Source organism: Brachybacterium sp. GCM10030268 (assembly GCF_042666305.1).
Classification (GTDB): Bacteria; Actinomycetota; Actinomycetes; order Actinomycetales; family Dermabacteraceae; genus Brachybacterium.
In genome coordinates, this window is record NZ_JBHTCW010000006.1 from 61,439 (window position 1) to 76,713 (window position 15,275).

Genomic DNA, 15,275 nt, shown 5'->3' on the forward strand with positions numbered 1-15,275 from the left:
GTAGAGGGGCGGATCCGGGCGCTGTACGTTCGGGCGCATGCTCACCGGTCTCAGCGCCTTTCCCCTCACCCCGTTCCGGCACGACGACGTGGACATGGGCGCGTATGCACGCCTGGTCGTTCGCATGGTCGAGGCGGGCGTGGACTCGATCGGCGCGCTGGGGTCGACTGGTTCCTACGCCTACCTCGACCGCAACGAGCGGCGGGCGGTCGCCGCTGCCACCGTCGAGCACGCCGGCGAGGTGCCGGTGATCGTCGGCATCGGAGCGCTGCGCACCTCATGGGTCAGGGCTCTCGCCGCCGACGCCCAGGAGGCGGGGGCATCTGCCGTGCTGCTGGCCCCGGTGAGCTACCAGCCACTGACCGAGGACGACGTGGCCGGGCTCTACGAGGACGTGACCGCCGAGCTCTCGGTCCCGCTGGTCGTCTATGACAACCCCGGCACCACGCATTTCACCTTCTCCCTCGAGCTCTACGCCCACATCGCCCGGCTGCCCGAGGTGGAGGCGATCAAGATCCCACCGGTGGCGGGGAGCGTCGCCGAGGTGCGTGAGCGCGTGCAGGCGATCCGTGCCGTCGTTCCCGGCCACGTGAAGCTCGGGATCTCCGGTGACGGGTTCGCGGCAACGGGATTGCTGACCGGATGCGACGCCTGGTTCTCGTCCCTCGGCGGCACCCTCCCTCGCACCATGGCCGGCGTCGCTCGCAGCGCACTCGCGGCCCGAGCCGACGGCACGTCCCGGGCAGAGCGCTCGCTGGCCGACTCGGAGGGACTGCGCCCTCTGTGGGACCTGATCGCCGACTTCGGGAGCCTGCGCGTCGCGGCCGCGATCGCCGAGCACCTCGGACTGGTCGCCGCACCCTCCCTGCCGCGCCCGCTGCGCGGCCTCACCGAGGAGGACCGTTCTCGCGTGCGAGAGGTCGTCGACACGCTTGATCTGAGGGAGTGACAGCCGCATGGGCACGAAGAACTACCTGATCGAAGGGCTCTCGGGCACCGGCAAGACCACCGTCGCCGAGGAGCTCCAGCGACGCGGCCACCACGTGATCCACGGGGACCGGGAACTGGCTTACCAGGGTGACCCCGAGACCGGTGAGCCGACCGAGACCCAGCTCCACGAGCACCACATCTGGGACGCCCGGAAGGTCAGGCAGCTCGCGGGCGATCAGTCGGCGCCCGCCACCTTCTTCTGCGGCGGCTCGAGGAATCTCCCGCAGTTCCAGGACCTCTTCGACGAGGTGTTCGTGCTGCGGGTCGACCTCGCCACGCTCACCCGGCGGCTGGATGCGCGGCCGGACGAGGAGTGGGGCGGAGGAAAGCCGACTGAGCGATCCCGTATCGAGCAATGGCACCGCAATCACGAGGACGTCCCGGCCGGCGCCATCCCGATCGATGCCACCGCACCGGTGGCCGACGTCGTGGACGACATCCTCCGGCGGTGCGGGACCCGCACAGTGCGGTAGCCGGCTCGCGGTGGACGCCACCGCGGACCGGAGCCGTCACGTCGTTGAACCGACCTCGCCCCGCGTCTACCGTGTTTCGCGGTCGCGCAGCGGCGTCCACCGTGCCCTGCGCAGCGAACCGAGCATTCCGGAACGAACCGAGCGTCCCGAGTGGACGAGCGAAGGGGCAGAGCGACATGGTGACCCGACGGACCGTATTCCGCGCCGTGGGCGGCGGACTCCTCGCAGCAGGAGCGGCCCCGACCGTGATGACCTCCCCGGCAGGCGCCGAGAACACCCCCAGCGGCGGAGACCTCGAGGGCACTCTGGTCGTGGTCGAGAAGAGCGGCCATGCCGTCGCCTTCCACGACGCCGCCGACGGGACCCTGCTCGAGCGGATCGAGCTGGGGGAGTACCCGCACGAGATGGTCATCGACAGCGCCTCGAAGTACGCCTACGTCGGCCACTACGGGGTGCGGATGTCCGGTGATGTCGGCAGCGGCGGTACCAGCGTGTTCGTCATCGATCTCGACGCCCGCGAGCTGGTGCGGACGATCGACCTCAGCCCGTTCAACCGCCTCCACGGCATCGCGATCGACGAGCAGGACCGGCTCTACGTCCTCAGCGAGGAGAAGGCCGTGCTGGTACGGATCGACGATCCCGCGGAGGCCGAGGCCCCGTCGGCCGCCGTGCACACCGGCGGCATCAAGACCCACATGGTCACGCTCAACCGCGAGGGCACCCGCGCCTACGTCACCGGGCTGCTGTCGCACACCGTGAGTCTGGTCGACCCGCACGACGCCTCCGTCGCCCCGGTGATCGCCTCCCCGGGGCTGCTCCCGGAGAGCTGCGCCCTCAGCCAGGACGAGAAGCACCTCTACGTCGGCGCCCGCGAGGACAAGGCACTCGTGCGGCTCGATGCGCGGACGATGAAGGAGAAGCAGCGGGCCGACGTCCCCGGCGACCCGCTGCGCGTCTACGTGATCCCCGGCCAGGACAAGCTGCTGACCACGGACATCGAGAACCGCACCGTCACCCGCTACGACGCGGATCTCGCCGAGGAGACCTCCATCGGTTTCGACGGGACGCCGGCCGGGATCTCCTTCCACCCCTCGGAGCCGACGGCGTTCGTGACCCTGCTGGATGCCGACACGGTCGCGATCCTCGACCTCGACGCCTTCACCGTCACCGGCACCATCTCCACCGGCTCCGAGCCCGACGTGACCGCGTTGATCTGACGTCCGGCGCGACCGTCCGGATGCGCAGCGGGGCGACGGCGAGATCGGATCGCAGCGGACCGCGACGACATCGCCGCCGGACGGCACCGGGAATGCCGCCGTGCGGCGGCGAGAGCGCACCCGGAGCGGTGCCGACAGCGCCCCCGTCGTCGGCTACCGTGTGTGCCAACGCGCGCGATGGGGACGCGGACGGAGCCACGCCGCCCACGGCGGCCGTCGGCCCCTGATCGTGGACGCCCACCGGCGCGCGTACCGCACATGACAGGAAGGCTTCCCCCAGTGAACTCGCTGATCCTCGCCGTCGTCGGCATCGCCATGATGGTCGCGGGGTACGTGCTGTACTCCCGCTTCCTCTCCGGTCGCGTCTACAAGCTCGACGCGGCCTTCCGCACCCCCGCCCATGAGCTGCGCGACGGCGTGGACTTCGTGCCCACCAACAAGTTCGTGCTCTGGGGGCACCACTTCACCTCCGTCGCCGGGGCCGCGCCCATCGTCGGCCCCGCGGTCGCCGTGATCTGGGGCTGGCTGCCCGCGTTCCTGTGGGTCACGCTCGGCACCGTCTTCTTCGCCGGCATGCACGACCTCGGCGCGCTGTGGGCCTCGGTGCGCAACCGCGGCCAGTCCATCGGCACGCTCTCGGCCCGCTACATCGGCGCCCGCGGCAGCCGGCTGTTCCTGGTGGTCATCTTCCTGCTGCTGCTCATGGTCAACGCCGCCTTCGCCGTGGTGATCTCCGGGCTGTTCGTCTCGACCCCGACGGCGGTGATCCCCGTCTGGGGCGCGCTGGTGGTCGCGGTGCTGATCGGTCAGGCCATCTACCGGCTGAAGTGGAGCCTGCCGGTGGTCTCCGTGGTGGGCGTGGCCGCCCTGTACGCCCTGATCCTGGTCGGCGACCGGTTCCCCGTCGCCCTGCCGGAGACGGTGCTGGGAATGTCCGCCGAGGCGTTCTGGATCCTGGTGCTGTTCGTCTACGCCGCCATCGCGTCGACCCTGCCGGTGTGGGTGCTGCTGCAGCCGCGCGACTACATCAACGGCCTGCAGCTGTTCATCGGACTGGGCCTGCTGTACGGCTCGGTGCTGATCTTCCGGCCCGAGATCGTCGCGCCCTCGTTCAACACCAGCGTGCCCGAGGGCACGCCCGGGGTGATGCCGCTGCTGTTCGTGACCATCGCCTGCGGCGCCATCTCCGGCTTCCACGGCATCGTCTCCTCCGGCACCTCCTCCAAGCAGCTGGACAAGGAGACCGACGCCCGCTTCGTCGGCTACTTCGGCGCCGTCGGCGAGGGGCTGCTGGCGCTCGGCGCGATCATCGCCACCACTGCGGGCTTCCGCACGCTCGCCGACTGGGAATCGGTCTACTCGGCGTTCAACGAGGGCGGCGTCGTCGCGTTCGTCGACGGCGGCGGCGCGATCCTCAACGCCGGCCTGGGCCTGCCGACGTCGCTGTCGGCCACGATCCTGGCCACCATGGCCGTGCTGTTCGCGGCGACCACCATGGATACGGGCGTGCGACTGCAGCGCTTCGTGGTCCAGGAGATGGGCCAGATCGTCGGCCTCAAACTCGGCACGCTCTCGGCGACCCTCGTCGTGCTCGTGGTGTGCCTGGCACTCGCCTTCGGCGCGGGGGCCGACGGGTCCGGCGGCATGCTGATCTGGCCGCTGTTCGGCACCACCAACCAGCTGCTGGCCGGGCTGACCCTGGCGATCCTGGCCGTGATGCTCACCCGCAAGCGCCGCCCCGTGCTGCCGGTGATGATCCCGCTGCTGTTCGTCCTCTTCGTCAGCGTCTACGCCCTGCTGATCCAGCTCGGCGGGTTCCTCGCCGAGGGCAACTGGCTGCTGCTGATCATGGACATCGTCATCCTGATCGCGGCGGTGTGGGTGATCGTCGAATCCGCCATCGCCCTGAACCGTGCGCGCCGGCAGGAGCCGGAACTGGACGAGCCGGCCGCGACGACCGCCGACGAGGGCCGCGCACGCTGATGGCGCGCTCCCGCTGGCGGGCATTCAGCGACGGACTGCGCGAGTTCTACGTCGCCCCGTACCGCCGCACCTTCGCCCGTGCCCGGCGCGACCAGGACGACCTGTTCCGCATGCTGGTGATGAGCGAGATGCTGGGGGTGCCGAACCCCGTCTCGTATTACACCGCGGAGCTGCTGCCGGTGCTCTACGACAGCTTCCACGACTGGCACCGCCGCATGGGCATGGAGCGCTCCCCGCTGGAGGATTTCCGATGCTGCTGAGCCTTGCCGCCCAGCGGCGCGTGCTGTTCCTGGGCGGCAAGGGCGGCGTCGGCAAGACCACCGTCGCCTCCGCGCTCGCGCTCGCCGCCGCGCGGGAGGGCCGGCGGGTGCTGGTGGTCTCCACCGACCCGGCCCACAACCTCGGCCACCTCTGGGATCAGAGGATCGGCGATCGCATCACCCCGCTGGACGGGGACGGAGGTGCCGCGGCTGCGATGGATGGCGACGGTGGCCCGCGTGTCGGCGCCGGTCCCGCCGCTGGAGATGGCACCAGCGGCGGCTTGCTCGCCGGCATCGAGATCGACCCCGACGCCACCACGGATCAGCACCTGGCCGAGGTGGGCAGCACCCTGAAGCGGCTGATGCCCGAGCACCTCGCCGGCGAGGTCGACAAGCACATGGGCCTCTCCCGCCGCTCCCCGGGCACCCACGAGGCCGCTGTGCTGGAGCGGATCACCGAGCTGGTCGAGACCGGGATGCAGGACTTCGACCTGGTCGTCGTCGACACCGCCCCCTCCGGTCATACCGCCCGACTGATGACGCTGCCGGAGGTCATGACGGCCTGGACCGACGGGCTGCTGAGCCGCCGGGAGAAGTCCGAGAAGCTGGGCGCGGCGCTGCGGGGCCTGGACGGGCACGGCTCGAAGATCCTCGGCAGTGCCGCCCCGCGCGACCCCGTCGCGGAGCGCGACGAGGAGATCCGCTCCATCCTGCTGCGCCGCCGCGATCGCCTCGCTGGCCTCCGGGAGGTTCTCACCGACGCCGAGACCACCTCCTTCGCGATCGTGCTGGCCGCCGAGCGTCTGCCGGTGCTCGAGACCATCGAGCTGCACGAGGAGCTGACCCGCACCGGCGTCGACGTCGGCGCACTCGTGGTCAACAAGCGCTCCCCGGCAGGCCGCGGGGACTTCCTGGAGCGCCGCCGGGCACTGGAGGAGGAGCATCTGGCCACCCTCCGCTCCGCGCTGCCGGAGGTGCCGCTGCAGGAGATCCCGCTGGGGGAGGAGGACGTCGTCGGCGTCGCCGCGCTGGAGCGGTTCGCGCGGTTGCTGTGACGTGCTGACGGCTCGAGGCCGCGCCTTCCCGGCACCCGAACATGCCCGCCGGGGCTCGTCGCCGCGGACATGCAGCTGGCCATGCTGTCCCTCGCCAACCCCGTGGTCCTCCAGCAGCTGGACGAGAAGAGCGACAGTTACGAGCACGCCCGGCTGATGAGTGTGGACCGGGCCCGAGAGGTGCCCGTGTCGATCCGGACGTTCCTCACCGAGGTCAGCGCCATGGAGGCCTCCGACGGCGGGGGCGTCCTGGCGGGCGAGCCCGAGGACACCCTGCGCGAGCTGACCGTTTGGACCGATGCAGAGGGCGTGACCGAGGGGGTCACTCGTCGGTCTTCTCGATCCGCGCGATGCAGTCGGTGCGGAAGCCGCGCACTGCCTCGCGCAGCCGGCACCAGCCCACCAGGATCCAGGCGCCGCGCACGGTGATCAGTCCCAGCGGCTCCACGTGCCGCTGGGTGCGCTCGCCGCAGAGGTGCGAGACGTACTCGAGCTCGAGAACGCGCGGCCGGACCAGCACATCGCGGATCACCGCGTCGACGTCCTCGGTGGCTCTGCCCTCCGGGGCCATGCTCGCCACCCGGCCGGCGAGGTCCCGGACCATCTCCCGACGCTCGGGAGGCAGAGCGGCCAGAACTTTATCCATCGCCCGGCGCGAATCTCCTGCGAAGGGCGAGCCCATCATGACGCTGAGCCCGGCGACGACCGCCGTCGCCTCCTGCGGCGTGAAGGCCAGCGGCGGCAGCGAGTAGTCCCGTCGGACCGCGTACCCGCCGCGCCGCCCGGGCTCGGCGTAGATCGGGACGCCGGCCTCCTGCAGCGCGCGGACATCCCGCTCGATGGTGCGGGTGCTCACCCCGAATCGCGCGGCCAGCCGCGGCACCGAGATGGGGCGTTCGGCGTTGGCTCGCAGCACGTCGAGCACGGCGTGGTGACGTTCACTGCGGCGCATCCTCTCAGGGTAGAGAGCGCGACCGGGACTACGGCGAAAGTTCGGGTCGAAACCCCGACAGACTGCTGTCGCGCGGCCGCCTGATCCTGGAGGCACACACCCCGATCAGAGAGGAAAACTCCACCATGACCAGTCCGAACATGTTCATCGTCTACGTCAGCGACGTCGTCCGGACCGTCGACTTCTACCGACAGCTCTTCGACATCGAGCCGAGCTTCTTCCCCAGCCCCGGGTTCGCCGCCTTCTCCCTGGCCGACGGGGTGGACCTGGCCCTGTGGAGCGGTCACGGCGACGCGCTCGCCGGAGACCCGGTGCGCACCAGCGAGGTGACCCTGTGCCTGCCCGGCGGGCCGGAAGTCGTCGAGGAGCAGCACCGCACCTGGGCGGGCCTCGGCGTCACGGTGCTTGAGCCCCCTCACGACGCCGTCTTCGGCCGCACCTTCGTCGTCGCCGACCCCGACGGGAACCGCATCCGCGTCGCGCCGGTGGACTGACGGGCCCGCCGGCCCGGCGTCGATGCCCCGAAGGGTTCGAACCCCGTCGGGGCATCGTGCGCGGCTATTCGGCGCGCTCTCGATGGTCAGCAGTGAGGATGTGAGCGACGGGCACTGAACTCATGAATCACTTCTCAGGATGACGGAGAGAAGCCGCGGATCGGTCCGCGCGGCTGCTGTATCGCGTCAGTGAGTCGCAGCCGAGCGAGCTGCCGTCCCTGCGCGCCCCAGCGCCAGCTGCGCGAATCGCTCCCCGATCAGGCGATGCGCTGCGGTCGAAGGGTGCAGCCCGTCGGGCAGCGGCAGCCGGTCGGCGTCGGCCTCGCCGTACAGGGAGAGCCCGTCGACCAGGTGCAGGTGCTGGTCGTCGCTGCGCCCCTCGAGTACCTCCCTCGTGGCGTCCCGGATCACCTCGAGGGTCAGTCTCCCCAGCTCCGTGTCGCCGGGGGCCCCGGTCGCCGTGAAGCGCACCTGGTCGCTGCCGATGCTCTCGGGGTCGATAGCACCCGGGCCGGGAGTGCGCTCGTGGATCCCACAGTAGATCGGGGTGACCACGAGCAGCGGAGCATCGGGATGGCCTTCGCGAACGGTGTCGAGCAGCCCGTGCAGTGCGGGGACGAACGTGCGGCGCCGCATGGCATCGGCGTTGACGAGGTTGATGCCGATCGCGAGGCTCACCACGTCGGCCGGCTCGTCACGGACGATGCGGCCGATGAACGGATCGGCCATGGCGCTGCCGCCCAGCCCCAGGTTCCGCAGCCGCATGCCGGCCGCGCGGGCGGCGACCACGGGCCAGATGCCGGTCGGGTGGGTGGCGTTCGAGCCCTGACTGATCGAGCTGCCGTAGTGGATCCACCGCGGCCCCGTCTGCTCCGCGGGCCGCACCGGTGCGTCGGCGCGCGCGGAGAGGATCTCGACCTCCTCGTTGTGGGGCAGCCACAGCTGGACGTGGTGCTCACCGGGGGAGGGGAGCTCGAGGAGGACCCGGTGCGGGGATCCGGTGACCAGTTCCGTGCTGCCGTCCCGGAGGTCGACCTGGACTGCGTCACCACCGGTGAGGCTCTCGCTGCGCAGGAGTTCGCCGTCGACGACCACGTCCACGGCGCCCCGTGGGCGCGGCGCACCGACGTAGTCCACGCGGCGGGGGTGCAGGACCAGCTCCACCTGCCCTGCCGCAGTGCGCAGCTCCAGGCGCACCCCGGAGGGCTGTGCCTCCATGGCCATCAGCTGCGGCTCGGGCCAGCGCTCGCGCAGCCACGAGGGCAGCCGGTGGGGCCGCACGCCCCGTGCGGTCCGCTCCAGGCCGCCGTCAGCGGCGGTTGCGGAGCCGAGGAGGAACTCGTCGGTGAGAGGGACGTCGATCATGCGGGGTGTCCTTCGCGGGAAGCTGAGCCGGTGCGGGGAAGGTGCGCCGCACGAGCTGTCGGGCCGACGCTCGCCGAGACCACGGCAGCGTCCGTGAGAGCGGGACCATCCGGTGTCCCCGAGTATGCCGTGTTGCGTCGCCGGCGTGCCCGGCCCGTCCCGTCGCCTCCCGTCGACCCCGGACGTCGCCCGCGAGCGACCCGGGCCGCGACGGGAGGCCGACGACGGACCGGTACCCGGCTCCGTAGCGTCCGACGGTATGCAGACAGGAACGTCACCACAGCGACCCTCGCGCCGCGACGCCCTGCGCCTCGGCGCTCTGACCAGCACCGGCCTCGCCCTTCCCGCCCTCGCCGGCTGCTCGGGAGGCGGGCTGCTGCCGGGCGGGCTCCTCGCCGGCAACCAGAGCGCCCAGGGCAGCGCCGGCGTCGTGATCGAGAGCGCAGCCCGGTTGCCGGAGCCCTTCACCGCACCCCTGCCGATCCCGCCCGTGCTGGAACCGGTCAGCACCGACGGCGACGCGGACCGCTACGAGCTCACCCAGAAGGTGGGCCAGGCGCAGATCCTGCCGGAGGTCACCACCGAGGTGTGGGGCTATGACGGCATCTTCCCGGGCCCCACCCTGGAGACCCGGCGGGGCCGGGAGACCGTCGTGACCCACCACAACGAGCTGGACGTGCCGACCGTCGTGCACCTGCATGGCGGCGTCACGCCGGCCGAGCACGACGGCTACCCCACCGACTTCGTCGAGCCTGGGTCGAGCCGCGAGTACGTCTACCCGCTCCGGCAGCGCGCGATGACGCTGTGGTACCACGACCACCGGATGGACTTCACCGGGCCGCAGGTCCACCGCGGCCTGGCCGGCTTCCACCTGATCCGCGACGACGAGGAGGACGCGCTCGGTCTGCCGGCGGGGGAGCGGGAGATCCCGCTGATGATCGTCGACCGCAGCTTCGCCGAGGACGGCTCGTTCCTCTACCCCTCGATCGACCCCACGCTGCAGGAGCATCCCGGGGTCGAGGAGGAATACCTCAGCGGCGTGCTCGGCGACTGCATCCTGGTCAACGGCGCCGCGTGGCCCATCCTGGAACTCACGAACACGATGTACCGCTTCCGGTTGCTGAACGCCTCGAACGCCCGACGGTACGAGCTCGCCTTGGATCCGCCGTCGGCCGACGGGGCATCGTTCGTCCAGATCGGCAGCGACGGAGGCCTGCTGGCCGCGCCCGTCGCGCACGAGTCGATCGAGATCGCGCAGGCCGAACGGTTCGACGTGGTGGTCGACTTCTCCGCGTACTCGGTGGGGGACGAGGTGACGCTCGTGAACCGGCTGGGTCAGGACGGCACCGGCCAGGTGATGCGCTTCGTCGTCGCCCGCGAAGGCCCGGAGGAGGCGCGGATCCCCGAGACGCTCTCCGAGGTCACGCCGCTCTCCCGCGACGAGGTCACCGTCGAGCGGGAGTTCGTCTTCCAGCGCGGCGGCGCCGAGCACGAGGGCATGACCCTGTGGACGATCAACGGCGAACCCTTCGACCCCGACCGCATCGAGGCGGCGCCGCAGCTGGGCGAGGTGGAGCTGTGGCGGATCCGTGCGCTGAATCTCGCCCACCCCTTCCACGTCCACCTCTCGCCGTTCCAGGTGCTCAGCACGGGCGGCGGGGACGATCCGGGCCCTTACAACGGCGGGTGGAAGGACACCGTCAATCTCGGCAGCGGCGGGGAGGCGGAGATCCTGGTGCGCTTCGAGCAGTTCACCGGGAAGTTCGTCGTCCATTGCCACAACCTCGAGCACGAGGACATGATGATGATGGCCAACTTCGAGGTGTTCTGACCTGCGGTCATTGCTTCTCGTCGGTCGTCAGGCCTCGTCCTCGGAGTAGAGCCCGGAGCGGTGCGCGATGACGGCCAGCTCGGTGCGGTCGCGGGCGTCGAGCTTGGTGAGAATACGGCTGACGTAGGTGCGGGCCGTGGCGGGGGAGACGAATAGGCGGCGGGCGATCTCTGCGTTCGTCTCGCCATGGGCGATACGGCGCAGCACGGCGAGCTCGCGCTCGGTCAGGCGCGCCAGGCGCGGATCCGGTGCCTGTGGGACGGCCGAGGATGCCAGCTGCGCCATGACCTGTCGGGTGATGCGCGGCGAGAGCAGGTTCTCCCCGGCCGCGACCGTCCGCACGCCGTCGCGCAGGTCGCCGGCGGGGGTGTCCTTGAGCAGGTATCCGGCCGCGCCCGCCCGGACGGCGGCGAGGATCTCGGCCTCGTCGTCGAACGTCGTGAGGATCAGCACCCGCACTGCATCCAGGTCCCCGTCGGCCGTGATCTCGGCGGTGGCGGCGATGCCGTCGGTATCGGGCATCCGGATATCCATGAGCACCACGTCGGGATGGTGCCGTCGGGTCAGCTCGACGGCCTCTCGGCCGGAGCGGGCCTCAGCCACCACACTGAGGCCAGTGGCCCCCTCGAGAAGGGCGCGCAGACCTGCGCGCACCAGGTCCTGGTCGTCGGCCAGCAGCACGCGGATCATCGCGCCTCCTCGTCGTGGGCGAGCGGCAGCACCGCGCGGACGGCGAATCCGCTGTTCTCGGGGCCCGCGGTGAGGTGCCCGCCGAGGGCTTCGGCGCGCTCGCGCATGCCCACGATGCCCGCCCCGTGCGATGCCGGCGGCCCCGCGTCGCCGTTGTCGATCACCGACAGCTCGAGTACGCCCTCGACGATGCGCGCCGTCACCTCCACCCTGCTTGCGCGAGAATGACGGACGACGTTGACAGCCGACTCCTGCACGATCCGGGCGGCCGCCGCGTCGACCGGTCCGGGCAGTGGGGCATCGAGCTGGACCGACGTCGACAGCTCCGTGCCGGGCACGAGCAGCGTCGGCAGGCTCTCGAGCACGGCGGAGAGAGACTCGGCCGGCGCGTGCGCCTCGTCCGGGGCCCGCAGCAGTCGCACAGTGCGTCGCAGCTCCGAGAGCACCGCCTGGGAGGAGTCGGTGATGATCCCCAGCGCCGCGTCGGCGGCGGCCCGGTCTCCTCGATCGAGCGCCTCGCGGGCCACGTCGGCGTGCAACGAGATGACGGTCGTGCGGTGACCGAGCGCGTCGTGCAGGTCGCGGGCGATCGCCTCGCGTTCGATGCGGGCACTCTCGGCGGTGCGTCGGCGTTCGTCCTCGACGGTCAGGGCGATGATGCGGCGGGCATCGGCCACCAGGCGGCGGCGCGAGCGGAGCCCGTCACCGAGGGCGATCGCGGCCGCCATCAGCAGCACGTGGCCGGCCAGCTCGTACCCGATCACCAAGGAGGCGGCCTCGCCCTCGGCGAGGCGGAAGAACACGCTGGCGCCGACGACGAGCAGCGCGGCGCCGATCGCCCAGCGCAGGCGGCCGGCCTCGGCGGCGGAGAACAGGGCCGCGGCGACCGGCACCGCGACCCCGATGGCCGGGTAGCCGAAGGAGTAGTAGGCGAACAGGCCCAGCACCGAGACGGCGAGGACGAGGACCGGGTAGCGGCGACGCACCAGCATCACCGCGCCCAGGCCGGCGGCCCACAGGTAGGTGACGGCATCGGACTCGGTGTCCCCGCCGACGCCCGCGGAGATGATCGCGACCAGCACCCCGGTCACCGCGAGCGCCAGGATGATGTCCAGCGGCCGGCCGCCCAGTCCGCGCGCCGGCCCCGTCGGGGCGTTCAGGCGGGAGGTGGAGGGCGTGGTCACGGTGACAGCGTAAGCCGGGCCTGGCGACGTCGGCGTCGGCCGCGAGGCGACATCGCGGTGTCGGCGGGCGGCGTACCCGGCTCGCGACGGCCGACGGATGTGGAGATGGCCAGCCGATTCCTATTGTTCCGGGCATGACGAACCAGACCGCGTCCTCCGCTCCTGTCCGCACCTCTCGGGGCCCGCTGGGACTGTCGATCCTCGCGATCCTCGGCCTCGCCCTGCTCGGTGTTCCGCTCGTGATCCTGCACGACCTCGGCGTGCTCCACCCCGGCACGCTGGCGAACATGCTGCTGGTGTTCGTTCCCGTGATCGTGTGGATCGTCGTCGCGATCGCCGCGAGGGTGCCACGACCGTTCCTGACCCTGCTGGCGATCGGCGCCTGCTACGGCGTGCTCCTCGCGATCGGACACCAGATCTTCTGGGGCGCCTCTTTCCCCGACGGCGGCCCGTCGCTGGGCGGGAATCTCTCCGACCTCGATCCGACGGCCCAGGCCATCGTGTTCCGCCTGGTCGCGGTCATCTCGAGCCTGTTCACCGGGGTCATCGTCGGCGTGCTCTCCGGCCTCGTCGCTGAGCTGGTCCGGCTCATCCTGCGCGGGGTCCGCCGCGCCGCGTGAGGTCGCGTGCCGGGTGAGAGCGCGACGCGACGCAGTGCCCTCAGCCGCGGTTCTGCTGCCACCACAGGGCCGCCTGGACCCGGGAGTCCAGCTGCAGCTTGGCTAGGGCGTGGGACAGGTGGGACTTCACGGTGGTGATCTCGACGAACAGGTCGCTGGCGATCTGCTGGTTGGACATGCCCTGGGCGACGAGCGCGAGGACGTCCTCCTCGCGGCGGGTCAGCGGCGGGGTGGGAGCGGCCTGTGCGGTCGCATCTGCGATCCCCGAGCGGGAGCCGGGCCCGGGTCCGGGTGCCTCGGCGGCCCCGGCATCGGTGGCGCCCCGGTCCATGGCCACGTGGCCCGCACCGGCGGCCGGCGTGGCTGTCGCCTCGTGCCGGGACGGCAGTGCGCGCCCCCGCAGCGCCCCCACCACCGCCTTGGTCGCCGCCGCGGACAGCACGGCGTCACCCCGGTGGACGTCGCGCACCGCGGCGAGGATCCGCTCCGGGTCCTCGGTCTTGACCAGATAGCCGTCGGCCCCCGCGGCGAGCGCACCGAGCACGTACTCATCGAGGTCGAATCCTGAGATCACCAGCACGTTCGCGCCCGTCTCCCGGAGGCGCGGCGTGATCTCGATACCGGTCGCGCCGGGCATGCGGACATCGGTCAGCACGACGTCGGGCCGGTGCTCGCGGGCCGCGGCCAGCGCCCCGGTGCCGTCGGAGGCCTCGGCGACCACGGTGACGTCGGGCGCCGAGTTCAGCAGCGCGACCAGCCCGGAGCGCACCGCGGGGTGGTCGTCGGCGACGAGCAGACGGATGGGTTCACTCATGAGGTGCGCTCCTGATCCTCGTGGGAGACGGTGGGCCTGTGCGGACCGGCGTGGGCGGGCTGGGCGGCTCGCGAGGAGACCTCGGTGCGGCCGACGGGCAGACACGCATGGACCCGCCACGCCTCCGACTCGCCGGCATCGGAGGCCATCGGCTCGGACACGGCGGTGCCGCCCACGGCCGTGGCACGGTGGCTGATCGCGCCGCGCCCCACGCCGGCACCGGGCTCCGACTGCTCCGCGAGGCCGTTGACCAGCTCCAGCGTCACGGCGTCGGCTTCCGCGCGCACCACCAGCGAGATCGGCGCCCGACCGTGCTGGACCGCATTGGTGACGGCCTCTGCGGCGATGCGCAGCAGCGCGGCCTGCACCGACGGATCCACGCGCGCCGGGTCCGTGGCGGCGGGGTCGATCTCCACGCGCGCCGCGGGGTCCCGGCCTCGCAGCCGCGCTTCGAGCGAGGGCCAGTCCAGCGTGGCGGTGGGCAGGGCGCCGGATTCCTCGCTCGAGAGCACCCCGATGATCGAGCGCAGATCGCGCAGCGCCGCGTGCGCCGATTCCCGGGCCGTGACCAGCGAGCGTCCACGCGCCTGCTCGTCCTCGAGGGAGGCGGCCAGATTGGTGTGCAGGGAGACCGCGCTGAGATGCCCCGCGATGACGTCGTGCAGGTCGTGGGCGATCTGGCGGCGCTCCGTCTCGACGGCATGGACGGCGCGGGTGGCTGCGAGCTCGCGTTCGAGCCCGGCGAGGGTCTCTGCCGCCTCCCGGGCCCCGCGATGGTGGCGCACCTCCCAGCCCCACAGCAGCGGAGTGGTCACCACGAGCACCGTCACCATCATCACCACCAGCAGGATCGGTCCGACGCCGTTGATCACGACGGTGGTGATCAGCGCGATCGCGCCGGCCGCGACCGCGAGGGCGGTGGTCGCGCGGGCCAGGCGGTGGCTGCCGTGCATGACCGGGTCGAACAGCGCCTCGAACAGCAGGAAGTATGCCGAGATCTGCCCACCGACGACGATCTCCAGCACCGCGAGCGGGCCGGCCACGGCCAGGGTCACCACCGGCCGGCGACGCCGCCAGATCATGCTCGCGCAACCGGCCAGCATCAGCGTCACCGAGAGCCACAGCGGCCATCTCTCATCGGCCTCGACGACACCGGAGTTGCTCGCCCCGGAGGCCGCCAGCAGCAGCACCAGCGCCGCATACCCGCCGGCGATCAGCAGGTCCCGGCGCTCCGAGCCGAGGCGGCCGAGATCCTCGGGCGAGGGGTCGGCCGCCACCGGCGCCGGGGAAGTGGACATGTTCCGAGGTTACGACGCCGTGGCGTACGCCACCTCCCCTGCGCGCGCG

The 15,275-nt window shown here is 71.7% G+C and carries 15 protein-coding genes; 9 read left to right on the forward strand and 6 right to left on the reverse strand.

Annotated features, from left to right (window positions below; translation table 11 throughout):
• Positions 1-37: 37 nt before the first annotated feature.
• The 6 genes from ACFQRD_RS10250 (at position 38) to ACFQRD_RS10275 (ending at position 5,978) form a co-directional block, all read left to right on the forward strand.
• Positions 38-949, forward strand: a complete 912-nt coding sequence (locus tag ACFQRD_RS10250; protein WP_377804146.1) for a dihydrodipicolinate synthase family protein — start codon at positions 38-40, stop codon at positions 947-949.
• 7 nt (positions 950-956) lie between these two features.
• Complete coding sequence (locus tag ACFQRD_RS10255; RefSeq protein ID WP_377792710.1) at positions 957-1,463, forward strand: AAA family ATPase; 507 nt, start codon at positions 957-959, stop codon at positions 1,461-1,463.
• Between the two features lie 248 nt (positions 1,464-1,711).
• Complete coding sequence (locus ACFQRD_RS10260; protein WP_377792709.1) at positions 1,712-2,680, forward strand: YncE family protein; 969 nt, start codon at positions 1,712-1,714, stop codon at positions 2,678-2,680.
• Between the two features lie 279 nt (positions 2,681-2,959).
• Entirely contained in the window at positions 2,960-4,663 is a 1,704-nt protein-coding gene (locus ACFQRD_RS10265) for a carbon starvation protein A (RefSeq protein ID WP_377015706.1), read from the forward strand.
• Positions 4,663-4,923 carry a cory-CC-star protein gene (locus ACFQRD_RS10270; protein WP_377015709.1) on the forward strand — a complete coding sequence of 87 codons (261 nt, stop codon included), beginning with the start codon at positions 4,663-4,665 and terminating at the stop codon, positions 4,921-4,923. The genes ACFQRD_RS10265 and ACFQRD_RS10270 overlap by 1 nt, the downstream gene beginning before the upstream one ends.
• Positions 4,914-5,978: an ArsA family ATPase gene (locus tag ACFQRD_RS10275; protein WP_377015712.1), complete on the forward strand. Its 1,065-nt coding sequence runs from the start codon at positions 4,914-4,916 to the stop codon at positions 5,976-5,978. The genes ACFQRD_RS10270 and ACFQRD_RS10275 overlap by 10 nt, the downstream gene beginning before the upstream one ends.
• A gap of 322 nt (positions 5,979-6,300) precedes the next feature.
• Here ACFQRD_RS10275 and ACFQRD_RS10280 read toward each other — a convergent pair whose 3' ends face one another.
• Positions 6,301-6,930 (reverse strand): helix-turn-helix transcriptional regulator, encoded by a 630-nt coding sequence (locus ACFQRD_RS10280; RefSeq protein WP_377015715.1) that lies wholly within the window; start codon positions 6,928-6,930, stop codon positions 6,301-6,303.
• A gap of 125 nt (positions 6,931-7,055) precedes the next feature.
• Here ACFQRD_RS10280 and ACFQRD_RS10285 point away from each other — a divergent pair, with 125 nt between their 5' ends.
• Entirely contained in the window at positions 7,056-7,424 is a 369-nt protein-coding gene (locus ACFQRD_RS10285; RefSeq protein WP_377804148.1) for a VOC family protein, read from the forward strand.
• A 186-nt stretch (positions 7,425-7,610) separates the two neighbouring features.
• Here ACFQRD_RS10285 and ACFQRD_RS10290 read toward each other — a convergent pair whose 3' ends face one another.
• Entirely contained in the window at positions 7,611-8,789 is a 1,179-nt protein-coding gene (locus ACFQRD_RS10290; RefSeq protein WP_377804150.1) for a GDSL-type esterase/lipase family protein, read from the reverse strand.
• 259 nt (positions 8,790-9,048) lie between these two features.
• On the opposite strand from ACFQRD_RS10290, the gene ACFQRD_RS10295 reads away from it, so the two are divergent.
• Positions 9,049-10,620, forward strand: coding sequence for a multicopper oxidase family protein (locus tag ACFQRD_RS10295; RefSeq protein WP_377804152.1), 1,572 nt, complete (start codon positions 9,049-9,051; stop codon positions 10,618-10,620).
• A 27-nt stretch (positions 10,621-10,647) separates the two neighbouring features.
• Here the strand turns inward: ACFQRD_RS10295 and ACFQRD_RS10300 are convergent, their stop codons facing one another.
• Both ACFQRD_RS10300 and ACFQRD_RS10305 read right to left on the reverse strand, forming a co-directional pair.
• On the reverse strand, positions 10,648-11,310 hold the full coding sequence (locus tag ACFQRD_RS10300) for a response regulator (protein ID WP_377015726.1): 663 nt from the start codon (positions 11,308-11,310) through the stop codon (positions 10,648-10,650).
• Entirely contained in the window at positions 11,307-12,494 is a 1,188-nt protein-coding gene (locus ACFQRD_RS10305; protein ID WP_377804154.1) for a sensor histidine kinase, read from the reverse strand. Before ACFQRD_RS10305 ends, ACFQRD_RS10300 begins: the two co-directional genes overlap by 4 nt.
• Positions 12,495-12,628: 134 nt before the next feature.
• On the opposite strand from ACFQRD_RS10305, the gene ACFQRD_RS10310 reads away from it, so the two are divergent.
• Positions 12,629-13,114 (forward strand): hypothetical protein, encoded by a 486-nt coding sequence (locus ACFQRD_RS10310; RefSeq protein ID WP_377804156.1) that lies wholly within the window; start codon positions 12,629-12,631, stop codon positions 13,112-13,114.
• Between the two features lie 40 nt (positions 13,115-13,154).
• Here the strand turns inward: ACFQRD_RS10310 and ACFQRD_RS10315 are convergent, their stop codons facing one another.
• Together ACFQRD_RS10315 and ACFQRD_RS10320 are read right to left on the reverse strand one after the other, a co-directional pair.
• Positions 13,155-13,928 (reverse strand): response regulator, encoded by a 774-nt coding sequence (locus ACFQRD_RS10315; protein WP_377804158.1) that lies wholly within the window; start codon positions 13,926-13,928, stop codon positions 13,155-13,157.
• Positions 13,925-15,226 (reverse strand): sensor histidine kinase, encoded by a 1,302-nt coding sequence (locus tag ACFQRD_RS10320; protein ID WP_377804160.1) that lies wholly within the window; start codon positions 15,224-15,226, stop codon positions 13,925-13,927. Before ACFQRD_RS10320 ends, ACFQRD_RS10315 begins: the two co-directional genes overlap by 4 nt.
• Positions 15,227-15,275: the final 49 nt, after the last annotated feature.